Raw genomic sequence first — 18,298 nt, 5'->3', positions numbered from 1 at the left:
CGGGGGAGGACGCGGGACTGCAAGCCGCCCCGGTCGCGTGATGCTGACCGGGGCGGTGTCATTTACTGAGCCTGCGCCAGGCGGCGATCGCGACGGGTCTTAAAGACCCAGCCCAGCAGCAGCAGGCCGATCCACGCCATACCGACATACAGCGAGATACGAGTATCCGGATGATAGCCGATCAGGGCGATAATAAAGGCCAGGAACACCAGGCCGACTACCGTGGTCACCACTCCGCCGGGGACTTTGAATTTCAGCGCCTTAACCTCTTCGGGTGACAGACGGCGGCGGAAGGCAATCTGTGACAACAGGATCATAATCCACACCCACACCGTAGCGAAGGTGGCCAGGGAGGCGATCACCAGGAAGACGTTTTCCGGCATGATGTAATTGAGATACACCGCAAACAGCAGCGCAATGGTCATCACCATCACCGTCACCCACGGAATACCGCGACGCGACGTTTTAGCGAACACCTTCGGCGCACTGCCCTGCTCAGCCATACCGTGCAGCATACGACCTACGCCGAACACGTCGGAGTTAATCGCCGACAGCGAAGCCGTCAGGACCACGAAGTTAAGAATACTGGCCGCGAAGGTAATGCCCAGATGCTGGAAGGTCAGAACAAAGGGGCTGCCGTCGGTTCCCACCTGGTTCCACGGATAGATGGACATAATGACGAACAGCGTGCCGACGTAGAACACCAGAATACGCATCGGCACCGAGTTGATCGCGCGCGGAATGGATTTCTCCGGGTCTTTCGCCTCACCGGCGGTAATACCGATGATTTCGATGCCGCCGTAGGCGAACATCACCATCTGCAGCGACATCACCATCCCCAGCCAGCCGTTGCTGAAGAAGCCACCGTTGCTCCACAGGTTATGAATGCCGGTCGGCTGGCCGCCGTTGCCGATCCCCCAGATAATAATGCCGAACCCGGCGAGGATCATGATGATAATGGTGGCCACTTTGAAGAACGAGAACCAGAACTCCAGCTCACCAAACACCTTGACGCTCATCAGGTTGACGGCGCAGATGATCAGTACCACGCTGAGCACCCAGATCCAGTGCGGCACCGTCGGGAACCAGACGCCCATGTAGATACCGAAGGCGGTGACGTCGGCGATGGCGACGATCAGGATTTCGAAGCAGTAGGTCCAGCCGGTGATATAGCCCGCCAGTCCGCCGAGGTTTTCCTGGGCATAGCGGGAAAATGAGCTGGCGGAAGGGTTATGCACCGACATCTCACCGAGCGCCCGCATAATGATATATGCCGCGACGCCACCGATAATGTAGGCCAACAGCATGCTGGGTCCGGCCATTTTAATGGCGTCGGCTGAGCCGTAAAAAAGCCCGGTGCCGATGGCGGAACCCAGGGCCATAAAGCGGATGTGCCGGGTGCTTAGCCCGCGCTTAAGCTTGTTACTACTTTCCATCGTGGTTTTTTCAATGCCGTTTAACACAAAAAATAAAAAACCACGGAACCCGAAGTCCCGTGGTTAAACGCTTTTCCTTAACGCCTGTTAATGGGCGCTGGAAGTCACCTGACGTCCGGCTGCGCGATCCCAGATCACCGCGAGGAACACCATCACGGCGGTGGGCATCAGCCAGGCCAGGCCCTGCTCCGCCAGCGGCAGACGCGCGGTCCAGGCCGGCAGAATCGCGGCAAACGCCGATGACTTAATCCCGTCAATGATACCAAACATCAGACTGATAAACATGGCCGGCGCGATAACGCGGGAGGAATTATGCCACCAACTACGGGTAAAGCTTAATACAACCAGTGCGATACACGGCGGATAGATAGCGGTCAGCACCGGAATTGACACCTGAATCAGATGGCTCAGGCCCAGATTGGAGACCGCCATCGAGAACAGGCCAAGGATAAAGACCAGCGTGCGATAGGAGAACGGCAGATACTGGGCAAAGAACTCGGCGCAGGCGCAGGTCAGGCCCACCGCCGTCACCAGGCAAGCGATGAAAATCAGCGCCGCCAGCAGGAAGCTGCCTGCCCCGCCGAAGGTATGCTGCACGTAGGAGTGCAGAATGGCCGCGCCGTTGGCGGACTGGTCCACGAGAGTGGCGCTGTCAGAACCCAGACGGAACAACGCCAGGTACAGCAGCGTCAGGCCAACGCCTGCCATCAGGCCAGCCCAGACGGTGTAGCGGGTCAACAGACGCGCTTCGCTGACGCCGCGGGAGCGTGCCGCATTGACAATCACGATCCCGAACACCATCGCGCCGAGGGTATCCATGGTCAGGTAGCCGTTAACGAAGCCATTGGAGAATGGCGCCGTGCGATACGCTTCCAGCGCGTCGCTGATCGGGCCCGCTGGCCAGACAATGGCCGCTACCGCCAGCACAATCAGGGCAATAATTTTCAGCGGCGCGAGGAAGTTGCCCACGGTGTCCAGCAGTTTGCCCGGATAGAGGGAGACCAGAATCACCAGCGCGAAGTAGATAACGCTGTAGATCAACAGCGGCAGCGGGCCATCGCCGGTCAGCGGCGCAATACCGACCTCAAAGGAGACGGTCGCGGTACGCGGGGTCGCGAACAGCGGCCCCACCGCAAGATAACACACCACCGCCAGCAGGATACCCGCCACTTTACCAATGGGGGTGCTCAGGCTTTCAACGCCGCCGCCGACTTTCGCCAGCGCCACCACCGTCAGCACCGGCAGACCCACCGCAGTGATCAGGAAGCCGATCGCCGCCGTCCAGACGTGCTCGCCCGCCTGTAAGCCAACCATCGGAGGGAAAATAATGTTGCCTGCGCCAACAAACAACGCGAAGGTCATAAAGCCCAACGCTATGATGTCGCGAGATTTTAACTGATGGGTCATAAATTCATTACTGCCTGTGGATGTGGTGTTGTAAAAAAATGGAAAAATACCGCGCTCCCCTCTCAGGGACGATACAGCGGCTATTGCCGGTAAACTCAGCGAGATATGCTCCCGAAGCGGCGTGGGAAAGAATTGTTTTTGGTATTACCACGCAAAAGCAGTCTGTCATCGACTACGCAGGCGCAATTTAAACGCTTATAACGTTTTAAAGCAAGGCACGATCGCAAAAGCAGATGATTATGCTGGTTATCAGTTGTGCACCAGAATCATTTACCATATTGATGGAAAACCCGTGGCTTATCATGCGAACAAAAAAGCAGCACACGTTCATTAAATAGGCGAGGAAAAAAGGGATGCCAACGAAAATGACCAGCCGGGGCTGGTCATTGGCAAGATAAGCTGACAGCACGCCGATCAGGCGTCGTTTCTGGCAATTAATCGTTCCGGGAGCAGGAAGCTAAAACGGGTTCCCTTGCCCACCGTGCTGGCGATCTCCAGCCGGCTGTCATGATGGTTGACAGCGTGTTTGACGATCGCCAGTCCCAGACCGCTGCCCCCCGTTTGCCGGGAGCGAGCTTTATCCACCCGATAAAAGCGCTCGGTCAGACGGGGAATGTGCTCCGGCGCAATACCCGGTCCATTATCCTCAACGCTGAACAGCGCCCCCTGCGGGGTCCGCTGCCAGCTGACGCGAATTTCGGTCCCAGGCGGGGTGTGGTTCACCGCGTTATAGACCAGGTTGGAAATCGCGCTGCGCAGCTGTTCCTCGTTGCCAAGCACCTTGAGCTGCTCGTCAACGGTGAAGATCAGCGTCTGTTTCTCCTGGCTGAGGGTCTGCGCCTCGCGCTCCACCACCCGCAGCATCATCGGCACGTCAATGCGATCATTCATCACCAGCGCCGGCGCGGCTTCAATGCGCGACAGTGTCAGCAACTGCTTCACCAGCCCTTCCATACGCTGAGTTTGCTCCCGCATGGTGTGCAGGGCTTTTTCCCGCGTCGCCCCCTCCAGCACCTGCTCCTGCATCATCTCCAGATAGCCCTGCAGCACCGTCAGCGGGGTACGCAGTTCATGGCTGACGTTGGCGAAAAAGTTCCGCCGCGCCCCTTCCAGTTGATGCATCTGCGTCACGTCGCGCGCCACCATCAGCCACTGCTTGTCGGTGTAAGGCATCACGCGAATTTCCAGATGGCGAGCGTTATTCAGCACCAGGTTGAGTGGCTTAGAAAAATCACGCTGTTTCAGATAGTTGGCGAACTCGGGATAACGCAGGAGGTTGAGAATATTTTGGCCACTGTCGTCCGGCCAGCGCAGGTTTAAAATCTGCTGCGCCAGGCCATTACACCAGAAAATGGCCCCCTCTTCCGTGGTCAGTACGACCGCATCCGGCAGCGATTCCGCTCCGCTGCGAAAACGTTTAATCAGGCTTCCCAGCTCGCGTCGACGCTTTTTATTACGCATCTGCATCTGATGCAGACCATACAGCAGCGGCTCCCAGCTGCCACGGCCAGGCGGAGGAGTCATGCTCCGATCCACCCACAGCCACCACGACAGGCGCATCAAATTCCAGAAATGCCAGATCAGCAAACCGGTCACTGCCGCCAGTAAAAACCACGGCAAATGCCCCCAAAATGCCCCCAGAATCAGGGCCGGAATACACGCTAAAAAGAGCTCCAGCGCCAGCCTTTTCCATGACAGCCGTTCCAGCACGGGTCACACTCCTGTCAAAATTCAGAAACGGGCGGAGAAACGATACCCCGTGCCGCGAACCGTTTGCACCATACGATCATGGCCACTGTGTTCCAGCGCTTTGCGCAGGCGGCGAATATGGACGTCCACCGTGCGGTCTTCCACATAGACGTTGGTTCCCCAGACGTGGTTCAGCAACTGCTCGCGGCTGTACACTCGCTCAGGATGGGTCATAAAGAAGTGCAATAACTTAAATTCCGTCGGCCCCATATCCAGCGGACTGTCGCCGGTCATCACCCGGTGCGACGAAGGGTCGAGGCTCAGACCCTGCATTTCGATCACCTCTTCCACCGCCATCGGCGAAATACGGCGCATCACCGCCTTGATCCGCGCCACCAGCTCTTTCGGTGAGAAAGGCTTGGTAATGTAATCATCCGCCCCGGTCTCCAGGCCGCGAACGCGATCCTCTTCTTCTCCACGCGCGGTCAGCATCACGACCGGGATATCCCGCGTCATCGCCTCGCGCTTGAGCAACTTAATAAACTGCAGCCCCGAACCACCCGGCAGCATCCAGTCAAGGAGAATCAAATCAGGCCAGGGTTCATTGAGTTGATTCACCGCGCTGTCATAATCTTCCGCCTCGACGGGCTGAAAGCCATTTTGCTCCAGAACAAAGCAGACCATTTCGCGGATTGGAGCTTCATCTTCAACGACCAGAATTCTTCTCGCCATTATTTACCCTGTGTTTTTTAGCCATCAGTATAGAAGTGCGGCGTCATTATGCGTCACTTTTGTGACAGATTTATGAAAAAAATGACGGTCTGATGATCGGGTAATTTGAAGCATGACGCGGACTTACCCCCCGCCGACAAATGATATACTGCCGCCCATGCTTTTTTCGCTAGGGAAGATTTATGCGCCTCCTTCACACCTCCGACTGGCATTTGGGCCAGAATTTTTACAGCAAAAGCCGTGCGGCCGAACACGACGCTTTTCTTACCTGGCTGCTGGACCGCGCGCAGGAGCATGAAGTCGACGCCATTATCGTGGCTGGCGATATTTTTGATACCGGCTCGCCGCCGAGCTACGCCCGCGAACTGTATAACCGTTTTGTCGTCCAGCTGCAGCAGACCGGCTGTCGCCTGGTGGTGCTGGCGGGCAATCACGATTCGGTGGCGATGCTCAATGAGTCCCGCGATATTCTCGCCTTTTTGCACACCACCGTGGTGGCGAACGCCGGCTACGCGCCCATTGAGCTGCCGTTGCGCGACGGCACCCCGGGCGCCATCTTTTGCCCGGTGCCGTTTTTACGCCCGCGCGAGCTGGTCACCAGTCAGGCCGGCCACTCCGGTCGGGAAAAACAGCAACAGCTCCTGCACGCCATCAGCGACTATTATCAGGAGCAGTATCAGCAGGCCTGCGCGCTGCGCGGCGATCGGCCGCTGCCCATCATTGCCAGCGGCCACCTGACCACCGTCGGCGCCAGCAAAAGCGATGCCGTCCGCGACATTTACATCGGCACGCTGGATGCCTTTCCGGCGCAACACTTCCCGCCTGCCGACTACATTGCGCTGGGCCATATTCACCGCGCGCAGGTGGTCGGTGGTTGCGAACACATCCGCTACAGCGGCTCGCCGCTACCGCTGAGCTTCGATGAAACCGGCAAAGCCAAATCGGTGCACCTGGTGAGCTTTAACGACGGGCGCCTCAGCGCCGTGGAAACCCTGGAGGTGCCCGTGACCCAGCCGCTGGCAGTGATCAAAGGCGATCTGGCCGCCATCACCGCCCAGCTGGAGCAGTGGCGCGGCGTCGAGCAGGACCCGCCGGTGTGGCTGGATATCGAAATTACCACCGAGGACTACCTGCACGATATTCAGCGTCATATTCAGGCGCTGACGGAGGATTTACCGGTGGAAGTGTTGCTGGTACGCCGCAGCCGCGAGCAGCGCGAGAAAATATTGCTCAACGCCCAGCGGGAGACCCTCAGCGAACTGAAGGTGGAAGAGGTGTTCGAGCGCCGGCTGGCGCTGACCGAGATTGACGATGACAAGCGCGCCCGGCTGCACGAGCTGTTCACCCATACGCTGCATACACTTACCGCGGAGGACGAAAACGCATGAAAATCCTCAGTCTGCGTCTGAAAAATCTCAACTCCCTGAAGGGTGAATGGAAGATAGACTTTACCGCCGAGCCGTTCGCCAGCAACGGCCTGTTCGCCATTACCGGCGCCACTGGCGCCGGCAAAACCACCCTGCTCGATGCCATTTGCCTGGCGCTTTATCACGAGACGCCGCGCCTGAATAAAGTCTCCCAGTCGCAAAATGACCTGATGACCCGCGATACCGCCGAGTGTCTGGCGGAAGTCGAGTTTGAAGTAAAAGGCATCGCCTACCGCGCTTTCTGGAGCCAGAACCGGGCGCGCAACCAGCCGGATGGCAATCTGCAGGCGCCCCGCGTCGAGCTGGCGCGCTGCGCCGACGGCAAAATCCTCGCCGATAAGGTCTCGGACAAGCTGGAGCAAACCGCGACGCTCACCGGCCTCGACTATGGCCGCTTCACCCGCTCAATGCTGCTTTCCCAGGGGCAATTTGCCGCCTTCCTGAACGCGAAGCCAAGCGATCGCGCGGAACTGCTGGAGGAGCTGACCGGTACGGAAATCTACGGCCAGATTTCGGCCATGGTCTACGAACAGCACAAAGCCGCTCGCCACGCGCTGGAGAAGTTCGAAGCCCAGGCGGCGGGCATCATCCTGCTGACGGAAGCGCAGCAACAGGCGTTGCTGGAAAGTTTGCAGGTACTCACTGACGAAGAGAAAACCCTGCTGACGCAGCAGCAAAACCAGCAGCAGCAGCTTCAGTGGCTGACGCGCCGCGACGAACTGACGCAACAGCACCAGCAGGCGGTCGCCCGGCAGCAGCAGGCCCGCCAGGCGCTGACCGACGCCGCCCCGGCGCTGGCGAAGCTTGAGCTGGCCCAGCCCGCCGCCCAGCTGCGCCCCCTGTGGGAGCGTCAGCAGGAACAGGTGGCTGGTCTGGCGCAAACCCGGCAACGGATCAACGAAGTAAATGCTCGCTTACTTGCCTGCACCGCGCAGCGCGCGCGCATCCGCCGTAGCGCCCTGCACGCTCAGCAGCAGCGTCAGGCTGAACTGACGGAGCTGGCGCAGTGGCTGGCCGCCCATGATCGATTCCGCTTATGGGGTCAGGAGATTGCCGGCTGGCGAGCGCAGTTCTCGCAGCTGACGCGGGATAAACAACAGCTAACGGCTCAGACCACCCGCCTGGGCGCGCTGCGCCAGAAACTGAGCGCTCTGCCAGTCAGTTCCCTGTCGTTGTCCGCAGAGGAAGTCACGGCGGCGATGGCGCAGCAAACGCAGTCGCGGCCGCTGCGCCAGCGGCTGATCTCCCTGCATGAACAGCATCAGCAGTTGCACAAACGCCTGCGTCAGCACGCCGAGAGCGTCCAGCAGGCGCAGACGGAGCAGGCAAAACTCAACGCCACCCTGACGCAACGTCGGGAACAGTATAAAGACAAAAACCAGCACTATCTCGACCTGAAGGCGCTCTGCCAGCGGGAAGAAACGATTAAAGATCTGGAAGGTTATCGCACCCGGCTCGAGGCGGGTAAACCCTGCCCACTGTGCGGCTCCTGTGAACACCCGGCGATGGCGCAATACGCCTCGCTGACGGTCACGGATAACCAGCGTCGCCGCGACGCGCTGGAAAAAGAGGTCGCTGCACTGAAAGAAGAAGGCCTGCTGATCCTCGGGCAGGTCAACGCCCTGACACAGCAGCTCCAGCGTGAGACCGAAGCGGCCCGGCGGCTCACAGAGGAAGAGCAAGCGCTCACTAAAGCGTGGCAGGAAACCTGCGCCTCGCTGCAGGTCACCCGGGATATTGCGCAAGAGATAAACGACTGGATGCAGGAGCAGGAGCGCTACGAGCAGCAGCTCTATCAGCTCAGCCAGCGTCTGATGTTACAGAGCCAGCTCAACGACCAGCAAGCGCTGGAGCGCCAGGCTCACCAGCAGCTGGAGACCACGCGCCAGGGGCTGGAGAACGCCCTGCAGACGCTGTCACTCAGCCTGCCGGAAGAAGGCGCAGAAGCCGCCTGGCTGCACGCTCGCGAAAGCGAATTTTCCCGGTGGCAGGCGCAACAGACGCAGCATGGCATGATTCAGGAGCAGATCGCCGCCCTGAAACCGCTGCTCGATACGCTGCCGTCCGGCGACGAGGATGACGCGGAGGCTGAGCCGGTTATCCCGGACAACTGGCGCGAAATCCACGAGGAATGCCTGTCGCTGCACAGCCAGCTCGTCGCCCAGCAGCAGCTGGAGACTGAAGAAACGGCGCGCGTGCACCAGTCACAGACGCAATTCACGACTGCCCTGGCCGCCAGCCGCTTTAACGATCGGGAGGCGTTCCTCGCCGCGCTGCTGGATGACGAGACCAGCCAGCGGCTGACGCAGTTAAAACAGACGCTGGAGCAGCAGCTCCAGCAGGCGACGGCGCTTTGCGAGCAAGCGACCCAGCAACAACAGGCGCATCTGGCGCTGCGTCCGCAAGGATCAGACACTGACGGCCCCACCCTGCAAACGCAGCTGCACGCCCTGGCCCAGAGGCTGCGGGACAATACCACCCGCCAGGGTGAGATCCGCCAGCAGCTCAGGCAGGATAATGAAAGCCGCCAGCATCAGCAGGCGCTGGGACAGCAGATTGCAGAGGCGACGCAGCTGGCGGACGACTGGGGCTATCTGAATTCGCTGATCGGATCCAGCACCGGCGACCGGTTCCGCAAATTCGCCCAGGGGCTGACCCTCGATAATCTGGTCTGGCTGGCAAACCAGCAGCTCAACCGCCTGCACGGCCGCTATCTGCTGCAACGCAAGGCCAGCGAGGCGCTGGAGCTGGAGGTTGTCGATACCTGGCAGGCCGACGCCGTGCGCGACACCCGCACCCTCTCCGGCGGCGAAAGTTTCCTCGTCAGCCTGGCGCTGGCCCTGGCGCTGTCTGACCTGGTGAGCCATAAAACGCGGATTGACTCCCTGTTTCTCGATGAAGGCTTCGGCACCCTCGACAGCGAAACGCTGGATACGGCGCTGGACGCCCTGGATGCCCTTAACGCCAGCGGCAAAATTATCGGGGTGATCAGCCACGTGGAGGCGATGAAGGAACGTATTCCGGTGCAGATCAAAGTGAAGAAGATAAATGGCCTGGGCTACAGTCGGCTGGACAGAGCGTTTGCCGTGGAGTGAGGTCTGGGTTATTGCGATGTTCCCGCAGCCCGGCCCTCTCCCGGAGGGCCCGGATGCGGGGAAACGGTTCAGGTCCCCTGGAGCGGCCACAGCCAGGCCGCGCCGCGTACTCCGCTGGAGTCACCGTGCAACGCTTTGCGGATCGGTGTTTCACACTCGCCGCCGAAGACCCACGGCTTCACCAGGTCCGGTACCGTCTGGTACAGTCGCTCGACGTTGCTCATCCCGCCGCCCAGCACGATAACGTCCGGGTCGAGGATATTCACCACGTGAGCCAGCGATTTCGCCAGCCGCTGTTCATAGCGGCTCAGCGCCAGTTCGGCCTTTTCATCACCTTCACCCACCAGGCGCATAATCTCGCTGCCGGTTAACCCCTTGCCGCTCAGCCGCTGGTAGTCGGTGGCAAAGCCGGTGCCGGAGATAAAGGTTTCGATACACCCCTGTTTACCGCAGTAGCAGGGCACTTCGGCGCGATAGCGCAGCTCATCGTCGTCCATCCACGGCAGCGGGTTATGCCCCCACTCGCCGGCGTTACCGTTGCCGCCGATATGCGCCCGCCCGTTGAGCGCCACCCCGGCGCCGCAGCCGGTGCCGATGATCACCGCGAACACCGTTTGCGCCCCCGCCGCCGCGCCGTCCACCGCTTCCGACACCGCCAGACAGTTGGCGTCGTTGGCCAGCCGGACTTCACGCTCAAGGCGCAGGCTGAGATCCTTATCAAAGGGCTGGCCGTTGAGCCAGGTCGAGTTGGCGTTTTTCACCACCCCGGTATAGGGCGAAATTGAGCCAGGAATGCCCATCCCCACGGTACCCTGCTGTCCGGTCGCCTGCTCGGCCATCGCCACCAGGGTGGCGATAGTCTCGATGGTTTGCCGGTAGTCCTCACGCGGCGTGGGTAACCGGTGGCGAAACAGCTGCTCTCCCTGGTCACTCAGGGCTATCACTTCGGTTTTTGTTCCACCTAAATCAATACCAATACGCACGCTCAGCTCCTCACCCCGATTAACAATGCAAGCATAGCGACAATTCGCTATCATGCCCGCCTGATTTAACGACAAAGCCGTGGAAATTATCATGCTGTGGTTCAAAAATTTAATGGTTTACCGTCTCAGCCGCGATATCGAATTGCGCGCCGAGGAGATGGAAAAACAGCTGGCCGAGCTGACATTTACCCCTTGTGGCAGCCAGGATATGGCGAAAACCGGTTGGGTGTCGCCGATGGGATCGCACAGCGACGCGCTGACGCATACGGCAAACGGCCAGATCATTATCTGCGCGCGTAAAGAAGAAAAGATCCTGCCGTCGCCGGTGATCAAGCAGGCGCTGGAAGCGAAGATCCAGAAGCTGGAAGCCGATCAGGGCCGCAAGCTGAAGAAGACCGAGAAAGATTCCCTGAAAGATGAAGTGCTGCATTCGCTGCTGCCGCGCGCCTTCAGCCGCTTCAGCCAGACGATGATGTGGATCGACACCGTTAACGGCCTGATCATGGTGGACTGCGCCAGCGCGAAGAAAGCGGAAGACACCCTGGCCCTGCTGCGTAAAACCCTCGGTTCACTGCCGGTGGTGCCGCTGACCCTGGAGAATCCAATCGAGCTGACGCTGACCGAGTGGGTCCGCTCCGGCACCGTGGCGCAGGGCTTCCAGTTGCTGGATGAAGCCGAGCTGAAAGCGATGCTGGAAGATGGCGGCGTGATCCGCGCCAAGAAACAGGATCTGGTCAGCGACGAAATCGCCGTGCACATTGAGGCCGGGAAGGTCGTCACCAAGCTGGCGCTGGACTGGCAGCAGCGTATTCAGTTTGTGATCTGCGACGACGCGTCGATTAAGCGCCTCAAGTTCTGCGATGAATTACGTGACCAAAACGAAGATATCGATCGGGAAGATTTCGCCCAGCGCTTTGACGCCGACTTTATCTTAATGACCGGCGAGCTGGCCGCCCTGATCCAAAGCCTGGTAGAAGGGCTCGGCGGCGAAGCGCAGCGCTAAGCGCCGCTTTCCTTCCTGGCTGGCAGGAAGGAAAAAACAACCCGGCGCCAGGCGCCGGGTGTCACTCTGGCTTACAGATAGCGGCACAGATAAGAGGTTGGCTCAGCCACCTGCAGATGAAATTCGCTGTTGCCTGGCACATTGAAAACTTCGCCGGCAGCGTAAACTTTCCACTCAGTCTCACCCGGCAGCAGGACATTCAGCGCCCCGCTGACCACCGTCATCTCTTCCGGCTGCGCCGTACCAAAGGTATATTCCCCTTCCGCCATCACGCCAACGCTGGCGCGACCGGTACTGCTGCTGGTGAAGCCAATGGATTTCACTTTTCCGTCAAAGTATTCATTGCTTTGAAGCATAAACAAGCCCTTCTGATCGTCGGTTAAAGGCTCAATATAGGGGGCGCTCCTTGCCCCTGTCACGTGAAATTAACACATTAGACCAATAGTTCTGCCGCCAGTCGGGAAACCAGCACATTCGACAGCAAAACCGGGACGTCCAGGGCTTTTTGTAACACATCGCGGTGATGTTGATAGTAACCGAGACAATCGAGCACCAGGACGTCGGCGCCCTGCTCCAGCAGCGCTTTACCGGCGCTTAATAGCTCACTGTCGCTGCCGGTAAAGGGGTTGGCCAGCGCGTAGTACGGCGACTTTTCCAGCGAGAGCCACTTTTGCCGCTGCATGGGCATGATCTCTTCCACCGGCACGATCACCCCCACCTGATGCCCATCGACGATCGACGCCACCAGCGGCGGGATGATCCGCTGCGGCTCAAGAAGGATCGCATGGTGGGTCGTAAAACCACTCAACTGTTCGGAGCTGAGCAACAGGATCACATCATAGTTCTGCCGATCCAGCATCGCGATCACGCTGCGGATATCCCGTTCAATTTTCTGCCGCGATATCATCACCAGCTGGTTATCACTGAGCAAGGTCAGCAGGCCCTGCTCGCCGTCACCCACCGCGTACTCTTTGCTTACCTCAGCATGGGTCATATCGCCCAGCAGACTAATGTGGGTGATCTGTTCTTCCCTGATATGTTCGGTCAGGAGCGGCAACACTCCCGCCAGCGGCACAACGCCGATGGTCAAAATTGCCATCGTTGCACTACTCATATCATGTACCTTTTCACTACCACTGCTTCAAGACAGACTTACCACACACAGCATCCGCCCCCCTGTTGAGTAAAAATCAACCGTCGAGAAGCGTAGCAGCTCCGCGCCGCCGTTGAATGTAAAGATTGACCGGCGGCAGCGGCGTGCCTGAAAAATCCGTGTGTTAGATATTCATTAGTACGACTGATAAATAAAAAATGTGAGATACGCCCGATATTGCCAGTATGGCAGGCAATCCGGGCTCAGGGGTTACGACTTGTCAGGATCTTCATAGCGCCGCTTGGCATCCACGGCTTCCTGCTCGGTAGGATGTTCGCTGATCAGCGAATTGGGTTCAGGATAATCCGCGCGGAGTTGATACCAGGTGACGGTCTGACCCTGCGGGCCTTTCTCTACCGCCACAACGCGGGCTTCTCTCGGATAAGGGGGCCTGTTTGGCATAGTTCTTCCTTCTTCTGGCGTCAGAACTATCAAGTATAGGCGCCCCTCACCGTCTTAATGTAAGTAAATTCTTAACTTACCGGGGTCGCCGTCACGCCACACAGCATGGTCATAATCTGCTCCACCACCCGATCCGGGGAGGCCGTGGCATCCACGATGTGATGGGCGGCGTCACGGTATAAGGCTTCGCGCTGCGCCAGCACCTCGCCCACTTCTTCACGTACCGGTTTCCCGGTCAGCGTCGGACGCTGCTCGGCTTTCGGGTAAGCTTCCAGACGATCAATCAGCGCCGACACCGAGGCCTGCAGATAGATAACCACGCCATTCTCCCGCATAAACTGGCGGTTACCTTCCGCCAGCACAATGCCGCCGCCGGTGGCGATCACCGTATTCGGCAGGGTCACGGCCTTCAGCGACAGGGTTTCCAGTTCGCGAAAACGCGCCCACCCTTCTGCCTGCACGATCTCCGCTACCGTCCGCTGCTCATGAGCCTGCAGCCGATGATCGGTATCGGAGAACTGAAAATGCCGCGCTCGCGCCAGCGCATGGCCGACGGTGGTTTTACCGCAGCCCCGTGGCCCGATGAGAAAGATTGGCTGTGTCATGACCGAAGACCCCCTGGTTCCGCCTGTCGTAAAAAATGAAAACGAAAGAACGTATTATCGCTGTTTGTTCCGCAACGCATGCGTAAATTAAACGTTACACAACTTCTTTACACCCCTATTACCACAGTGAGAAAAGGGGCTCTTGATGTAAACTTATCATTGCATTAAGTGTTTAACCAGCTTTACTTTCGGCTGGGCGTTATTTTTTATCCAACGCTGGCGTAAACGGTAACACATTTATGCATAGCTTTACGAAGCAACATATTTACAACATCGTGTTTCAGACGCACCCTGAAGCCAATTCAACAGTGTGACAGAGGAATGTAACATGCAATCTGAAGAACAACGCCTTATTGATGGGCTGTTTTCCCGGCTGAAAGAGGCTGAGACACACAGTGCATCGCGCGATACCAGCGCCGAGGAGCGGATTGCCCAACATGTGAGCGCGCAGCCGGCGGCACCCTACTATATGGCGCAAACCATTCTTATCCAGGAAGCCGCGATTAAACAGCTTAACGATCGCATCCAGGCACTGGAAAGCCAGGTCAGCCAGCTGCAGGCGGCGAAGCCCAGCAGCGGCGGATTCCTCTCCGGCTTGTTTGGCGGAGGCGGCTCGTCACGCGGTTCTGACCCTATCCCGGGCGCGGAGCAATACGGACGCCCGCAGGCCAGCGCCCAGCCGCAGTATGCCCCGCCGCAACAGCAGCAGAACTATGCCCCGCAGGCAGCCGCACGCGGCGGCGGCTTTATGGCGGGCGCGCTGCAAACAGCCGCAGGCGTAGCAGGCGGCGTGGTGCTGGGCAATATGCTGACCAATATGTTCAGCGGCTCGCACCCGCAGGAGATCGTCAATATCATCGAAGAGAAGCCGCAGCCTGATGCCACTCCCGCGCAGGACGCCACCGCAGGTGACGATCCGTTCCGCCAGGGAGACGATCAGTTCCTTGCCGACAATACCTGGAACGACGACTTCGACGCCGGCTTTGGCGACGATGATGTTGGCAGCGACGACGATAGCTGGGTCTAACCCTGCTGACGTTTAACCGCCAGCAACCACTTCTCCAGCTCGGCGGCAAACTGTTGCCGATCGCGCTGCGATAAACTATCCGGGCCGCCGGTCTGCACGCCGCTGGCCCGCAATGTCTCCATAAAATCCCGCATTGTCAGCCGCTCGCGGATCGTCGCCTCACTGTAGCGTTCCCCGCGCGGATTCAGCGCCGCACCGCCCTTCGCCAGCACTTCCGCCGCCAGCGGGATATCGGCGGTGATCACCAAATCCCCCGGCGCACACTGGCGGACGATTTCGTTATCCGCCACGTCAAAACCTTGCTCAACCCGCAGAGTGCGGATGAAACGCGACGGCGGTACGCGCAGCGGCTGATTCGCCACCAGCGTCACCGGGATCTGGGTTCGCTCTGCCGCGCGGAACAAAATCTCTTTAATCACGTTCGGACACGCGTCCGCATCTACCCAAATAGCCATGCCAGCTCCTGTTACCTGCAATAAGTGACGCCAATGTTACCTGCTTTTCTCCCCCATGAAAGCGCCAGGATGGTAAGCTAATCAGATCGTAACGAAAAAAGCAGAGGGGAATGGTGATGGATAAGAAAATTGGCTTTATCGGCTGCGGCAATATGGGTAAGGCCATTCTGGGTGGACTGATCGCCAGCGGCCAGGTACAGCCGGGACAAATCTGGGTCTACACCCCGTCGCCGGACAAGGTTGCGGCTCTGCGCGACCAGTATGGCATTAACGCGGCCGGGAGCGCTCAGGAAGTGGCGCAGATTGCCGATATCGTCTTCGGCGCGGTGAAGCCGGGGATCATGACCAAAGTGCTGGGCGACGTCGCCTCAAGCCTGAATAAAGAGTCGCTGGTAGTCTCCATCGCCGCCGGGGTCACGCTTGAGCAACTGGCGCGCGCCCTCGGTCACGATCGCAAAATTATTCGCGCGATGCCCAATACGCCGTCACTGGTCAACGCCGGTATGACCTCCGTCACGCCTAACGCGCTGGTGAGCAGCGAAGATGTGGCCGAAGTGCTGACCATTTTCCGCTGCTTTGGCCAGGCGGAACAAATTGCCGAGCCGATGATCCATCCGGTGGTGGGCGTGAGCGGCTCCGCGCCGGCCTATGTCTTTATGTTTATCGAAGCGATGGCCGATGCCGCCGTCCTCGGTGGAATGCCGCGCGCCCAGGCCTATAAATTCGCCGCTCAGGCAGTCATGGGCTCCGCCAAAATGGTGCTGGAGAGCGGCGAGCATCCAGGGGCGCTGAAAGATATGGTCTGCTCGCCTGGCGGGACCACTATCGAAGCCGTCCGCGTGCTGGAAGAGAAAGGGTTCCGCTCCGCCGTGATCGAAGCCATCACCCAGTGTATGGAGAAATCAGAGAAACTGAGCCGCGCCTGAGCCTGAGAGGGTAGGCAGTAATGCCCTGAGTATTCAAAGAAGAAGGGAGCGGATAAGCGCTCCCTTTTTTTCAGGCTTTCTTCAGGCAGGTACTCATGAAGGTACTGCGTTCATCACCCTTCAACGATTTTGCCGAGGCCGCTTTGTTGCAGTCGCTCATCTTCTGCTGCTGAGGGGTGAGCGCTTTTCCTTGCGACGTGGTGGTCTCTTTTTTCAGGCACTGGCTCATAAACGTTTTGCGCTCATCTCCCTTCAGCGCTTTGGATGACGCTTGCTGATTGCAGTCCGTCATCTTTTGCTGCTGTGGAGTGGGCGTTTTTTCTGCCGCGCCAACCGCGCTGATAAAGATCAAGCCAAACAGTAGGGTCATTAGTAAGGTTATTTTCATCGCACCATCCTTCTGTGAGTGGATCGTTGTAAGTCTGGACGCAGATAGAAAAAAAACCAGCCGGTGACGCAATTTCGCCACCGGCAGCGACTTATTTCAGACTCAGGGCAGCTTTCATGGTCGAGAACAGGTCGGTCTGGTCGGTCAGGCCGACGACGTTAGCCGCGTGTGGACCGTAGGCCGCAATGCGCAGCTGGGTGCCGGTATGCTCCATCGACTCTTCCTCAGAGTTGCCGTAGCTCATGACCATCACTGCGCCATCGTGGGTATTCAGAGCCTGGGTCAGTCCCGGGGCTTTGCTGTCCGCCGGAATGATCTGGCTGGCGTGCGCATGGTCGGCGGTGACGATCACCAGGGTATTGCCATCTTTTCGCGCAAACTCCAGCGCCTTCTGCACCGCTTCGTCGAGGTCAACGGTTTCACCGATCTGGCCGCACGGATTCGCCGCATGATCCTGTTTATCGATGGAAGCGCCTTCCACCTGCAGGAAGAAACCTTTCTCGTTGCGGCTCAGCAGGTCAATCGCTTTCTCCGTCATCTGCGCCAGCGTCGGCACCGAGGCGTCGCGTTTCGGGTTTGGCGTACAGGTCACCGGCGCCTTATCGATATTGCCGTGATAAGACGCCTTCGGCCCTTCCCAGCGTACCGGCATATTGCCATCGGCGAAGAGTCCCAACAGCGGCTTAGCCTGACTGGCGTCAGTCGCGGCGGCAAGAGAAGCCGCATCGGTCACTATCTGGTAGCCGCGGGCCTCCGCCTGCTCGCGCAGGGTTTTGCCCTGCCACTCGCCCGCCGTCGCCGTTTCGGCAAAGGTCTTCGCCCCGCCGCCCAGCGTCACATCCGGCCGGGCGTTCAGCAGCTGTTCAGTAATGGAGCCTTTGCCCCCTTTCTCCAGCGCATTGCTGGGGCATTTTTCGCTGGTGACCGTGGGGCCGTAGCATTTACGCGATGTCACATGCGCTACCAGCGCCGCGGGGGTGGCATCCTGCAGCTCGGCGGTGGAAACGTTGCCGGTGGCCAGCCCCGCCGCTTTCGCCAGCTCGAGGAGGGTCTGGTGATCTTTTTCATGAATATCGACGCCCAGCGCGCCGTTATAGGTCTTCACGCCGGTGGTCCAGGCGGTGGCGGACGCCGCCGAGTCGGTCACGTAGTCCGGTTTACCGGTTTTTTTATCCAGCGAATAGTGCGTGTATTGTCCGGTTAACGGCAGGGCGTCAATGCCTTTAAAGAAACCGCCCGCCCCTTCCGCATAATTTCGCGCAGCGGTAATTTCCGAATCACCCATGCCATCGCCAATCAGCAAAATAACGTTTTTAGCCGGCTTATTGATTAACGAGGCGCGCAGCGCTTCGGTTTGATCGCCTGTTAAACGACGCGCGCCGCCGGGAGTGGTGATATCTCCTTGCGCAGCGCGATTTTCCAGAACCGGCGCAGCAGTGGTTTCTGCATGAATAACCGGCGAGCCCAGCAGAGGAACCAGGGCAATAAACAGGGCGCTTAATTTCACTTTTGTCATCTCCATGTAAAAAATACTTAAAAAAACAAAACGGGGGAGACTTTATAAAAGGGA

Annotated in this window: 17 protein-coding genes; 5 read left to right on the top strand and 12 right to left on the bottom strand. The window is 58.8% G+C overall.

Annotated elements, in window-relative coordinates:
- Positions 1–62: 62 nt before the first annotated feature.
- The 4 genes from proY to phoB all read right to left on the bottom strand — a co-directional run bounded on the left by proY (position 63) and on the right by phoB (position 5,264).
- On the bottom strand, positions 63–1,436 hold the full coding sequence (gene proY / locus CWM61_RS13910; protein ID WP_100631452.1) for a proline-specific permease ProY: 1,374 nt from the start codon (positions 1,434–1,436) through the stop codon (positions 63–65).
- Positions 1,437–1,523: 87 nt separating this feature from the next.
- Positions 1,524–2,843 (bottom strand): branched-chain amino acid transporter carrier protein BrnQ, encoded by a 1,320-nt coding sequence (gene brnQ / locus CWM61_RS13905; protein WP_061155592.1) that lies wholly within the window; start codon positions 2,841–2,843, stop codon positions 1,524–1,526.
- Between the two features lie 414 nt (positions 2,844–3,257).
- A complete protein-coding gene (gene phoR / locus CWM61_RS13900) occupies positions 3,258–4,553 on the bottom strand; it encodes a phosphate regulon sensor histidine kinase PhoR (RefSeq protein ID WP_100631421.1) in 1,296 nt (431 codons plus the stop codon).
- Between the two features lie 21 nt (positions 4,554–4,574).
- Complete coding sequence (gene phoB / locus CWM61_RS13895; protein ID WP_002890343.1) at positions 4,575–5,264, bottom strand: phosphate response regulator transcription factor PhoB; 690 nt, start codon at positions 5,262–5,264, stop codon at positions 4,575–4,577.
- Between the two features lie 182 nt (positions 5,265–5,446).
- Here phoB and sbcD point away from each other — a divergent pair, with 182 nt between their 5' ends.
- Both sbcD and sbcC read left to right on the top strand, forming a co-directional pair.
- Entirely contained in the window at positions 5,447–6,652 is a 1,206-nt protein-coding gene (sbcD, locus tag CWM61_RS13890; RefSeq protein WP_061155594.1) for an exonuclease subunit SbcD, read from the top strand.
- Positions 6,649–9,786 carry an exonuclease subunit SbcC gene (gene sbcC, locus CWM61_RS13885; RefSeq protein ID WP_100631420.1) on the top strand — a complete coding sequence of 1,046 codons (3,138 nt, stop codon included), beginning with the start codon at positions 6,649–6,651 and terminating at the stop codon, positions 9,784–9,786. The genes sbcD and sbcC overlap by 4 nt, the downstream gene beginning before the upstream one ends.
- A gap of 68 nt (positions 9,787–9,854) precedes the next feature.
- Here the strand turns inward: sbcC and mak are convergent, their stop codons facing one another.
- A complete protein-coding gene (mak, locus tag CWM61_RS13880; protein WP_100631419.1) occupies positions 9,855–10,769 on the bottom strand; it encodes a fructokinase in 915 nt (304 codons plus the stop codon).
- A 91-nt stretch (positions 10,770–10,860) separates the two neighbouring features.
- On the opposite strand from mak, the gene rdgC reads away from it, so the two are divergent.
- Positions 10,861–11,772: a recombination-associated protein RdgC gene (gene rdgC, locus CWM61_RS13875; protein ID WP_002890285.1), complete on the top strand. Its 912-nt coding sequence runs from the start codon at positions 10,861–10,863 to the stop codon at positions 11,770–11,772.
- 71 nt (positions 11,773–11,843) lie between these two features.
- Here rdgC and ppnP read toward each other — a convergent pair whose 3' ends face one another.
- From ppnP to aroL, 4 genes are all read right to left on the bottom strand, one after another.
- Entirely contained in the window at positions 11,844–12,128 is a 285-nt protein-coding gene (ppnP, locus tag CWM61_RS13870) for a pyrimidine/purine nucleoside phosphorylase (RefSeq protein ID WP_002890284.1), read from the bottom strand.
- A gap of 77 nt (positions 12,129–12,205) precedes the next feature.
- The gene (locus CWM61_RS13865) at positions 12,206–12,886 is read right to left on the bottom strand and encodes an AroM family protein (RefSeq protein ID WP_074386763.1); all 681 of its coding nucleotides are present in this window, start codon (positions 12,884–12,886) and stop codon (positions 12,206–12,208) included.
- A gap of 249 nt (positions 12,887–13,135) precedes the next feature.
- The gene (locus CWM61_RS13860) at positions 13,136–13,327 is read right to left on the bottom strand and encodes a YaiA family protein (protein WP_008805350.1); all 192 of its coding nucleotides are present in this window, start codon (positions 13,325–13,327) and stop codon (positions 13,136–13,138) included.
- Between the two features lie 71 nt (positions 13,328–13,398).
- The gene (gene aroL / locus CWM61_RS13855; RefSeq protein WP_061155599.1) at positions 13,399–13,932 is read right to left on the bottom strand and encodes a shikimate kinase AroL; all 534 of its coding nucleotides are present in this window, start codon (positions 13,930–13,932) and stop codon (positions 13,399–13,401) included.
- 328 nt (positions 13,933–14,260) lie between these two features.
- Here aroL and CWM61_RS13850 point away from each other — a divergent pair, with 328 nt between their 5' ends.
- Positions 14,261–14,959, top strand: a complete 699-nt coding sequence (locus CWM61_RS13850) for a DUF2076 domain-containing protein (RefSeq protein ID WP_061155600.1) — start codon at positions 14,261–14,263, stop codon at positions 14,957–14,959.
- Here the strand turns inward: CWM61_RS13850 and CWM61_RS13845 are convergent.
- Positions 14,956–15,414, bottom strand: a complete 459-nt coding sequence (locus CWM61_RS13845; protein ID WP_061155601.1) for a YaiI/YqxD family protein — start codon at positions 15,412–15,414, stop codon at positions 14,956–14,958. The two genes, CWM61_RS13850 and CWM61_RS13845, sit on opposite strands and share 4 nt — an antisense overlap.
- Positions 15,415–15,530: 116 nt before the next feature.
- Here CWM61_RS13845 and proC point away from each other — a divergent pair, with 116 nt between their 5' ends.
- Positions 15,531–16,340, top strand: coding sequence for a pyrroline-5-carboxylate reductase (gene proC, locus CWM61_RS13840; RefSeq protein WP_074386815.1), 810 nt, complete (start codon positions 15,531–15,533; stop codon positions 16,338–16,340).
- A gap of 70 nt (positions 16,341–16,410) precedes the next feature.
- On the opposite strand, the gene CWM61_RS13835 is transcribed toward proC, so the two are convergent.
- Together CWM61_RS13835 and phoA are read right to left on the bottom strand one after the other, a co-directional pair.
- Complete coding sequence (locus CWM61_RS13835) at positions 16,411–16,728, bottom strand: PsiF family protein (RefSeq protein WP_074386765.1); 318 nt, start codon at positions 16,726–16,728, stop codon at positions 16,411–16,413.
- 91 nt (positions 16,729–16,819) lie between these two features.
- Entirely contained in the window at positions 16,820–18,250 is a 1,431-nt protein-coding gene (gene phoA, locus CWM61_RS13830; protein WP_165784181.1) for an alkaline phosphatase, read from the bottom strand.
- Positions 18,251–18,298: the final 48 nt, after the last annotated feature.

Source organism: Klebsiella sp. K-Nf6, assembly GCF_002806655.1.
GTDB classification, from domain to species: Bacteria; Pseudomonadota; Gammaproteobacteria; order Enterobacterales; family Enterobacteriaceae; genus Klebsiella; species Klebsiella variicola.
The sequence above is the reverse complement of the archived record's forward strand: the minus strand, read 5'-3'. Positions and strand labels throughout refer to the sequence as shown.

Bases quoted from the DNA above. Each gene is read 5' to 3' on its own strand.
- phoB (WP_002890343.1), bottom strand. From the start codon at position 5,264: ATGGCGAGAAGAATTCTGGTCGTTGAAGATGAAGCTCCAATCCGCGAA.
- proY (WP_100631452.1), bottom strand. From the start codon at position 1,436: ATGGAAAGTAGTAACAAGCTTAAGCGCGGGCTAAGCACCCGGCACATC.
- aroL (WP_061155599.1), bottom strand. From the start codon at position 13,932: ATGACACAGCCAATCTTTCTCATCGGGCCACGGGGCTGCGGTAAAACC.
- brnQ (WP_061155592.1), bottom strand. From the start codon at position 2,843: ATGACCCATCAGTTAAAATCTCGCGACATCATAGCGTTGGGCTTTATG.
- CWM61_RS13845 (WP_061155601.1), bottom strand. From the start codon at position 15,414: ATGGCTATTTGGGTAGATGCGGACGCGTGTCCGAACGTGATTAAAGAG.
- sbcD (WP_061155594.1), top strand. From the start codon at position 5,447: ATGCGCCTCCTTCACACCTCCGACTGGCATTTGGGCCAGAATTTTTAC.
- ppnP (WP_002890284.1), bottom strand. From the start codon at position 12,128: ATGCTTCAAAGCAATGAATACTTTGACGGAAAAGTGAAATCCATTGGC.
- CWM61_RS13860 (WP_008805350.1), bottom strand. From the start codon at position 13,327: ATGCCAAACAGGCCCCCTTATCCGAGAGAAGCCCGCGTTGTGGCGGTA.
- proC (WP_074386815.1), top strand. From the start codon at position 15,531: ATGGATAAGAAAATTGGCTTTATCGGCTGCGGCAATATGGGTAAGGCC.
- rdgC (WP_002890285.1), top strand. From the start codon at position 10,861: ATGCTGTGGTTCAAAAATTTAATGGTTTACCGTCTCAGCCGCGATATC.
- CWM61_RS13865 (WP_074386763.1), bottom strand. From the start codon at position 12,886: ATGAGTAGTGCAACGATGGCAATTTTGACCATCGGCGTTGTGCCGCTG.
- CWM61_RS13850 (WP_061155600.1), top strand. From the start codon at position 14,261: ATGCAATCTGAAGAACAACGCCTTATTGATGGGCTGTTTTCCCGGCTG.
- sbcC (WP_100631420.1), top strand. From the start codon at position 6,649: ATGAAAATCCTCAGTCTGCGTCTGAAAAATCTCAACTCCCTGAAGGGT.
- CWM61_RS13835 (WP_074386765.1), bottom strand. From the start codon at position 16,728: ATGAAAATAACCTTACTAATGACCCTACTGTTTGGCTTGATCTTTATC.
- phoA (WP_165784181.1), bottom strand. From the start codon at position 18,250: ATGGAGATGACAAAAGTGAAATTAAGCGCCCTGTTTATTGCCCTGGTT.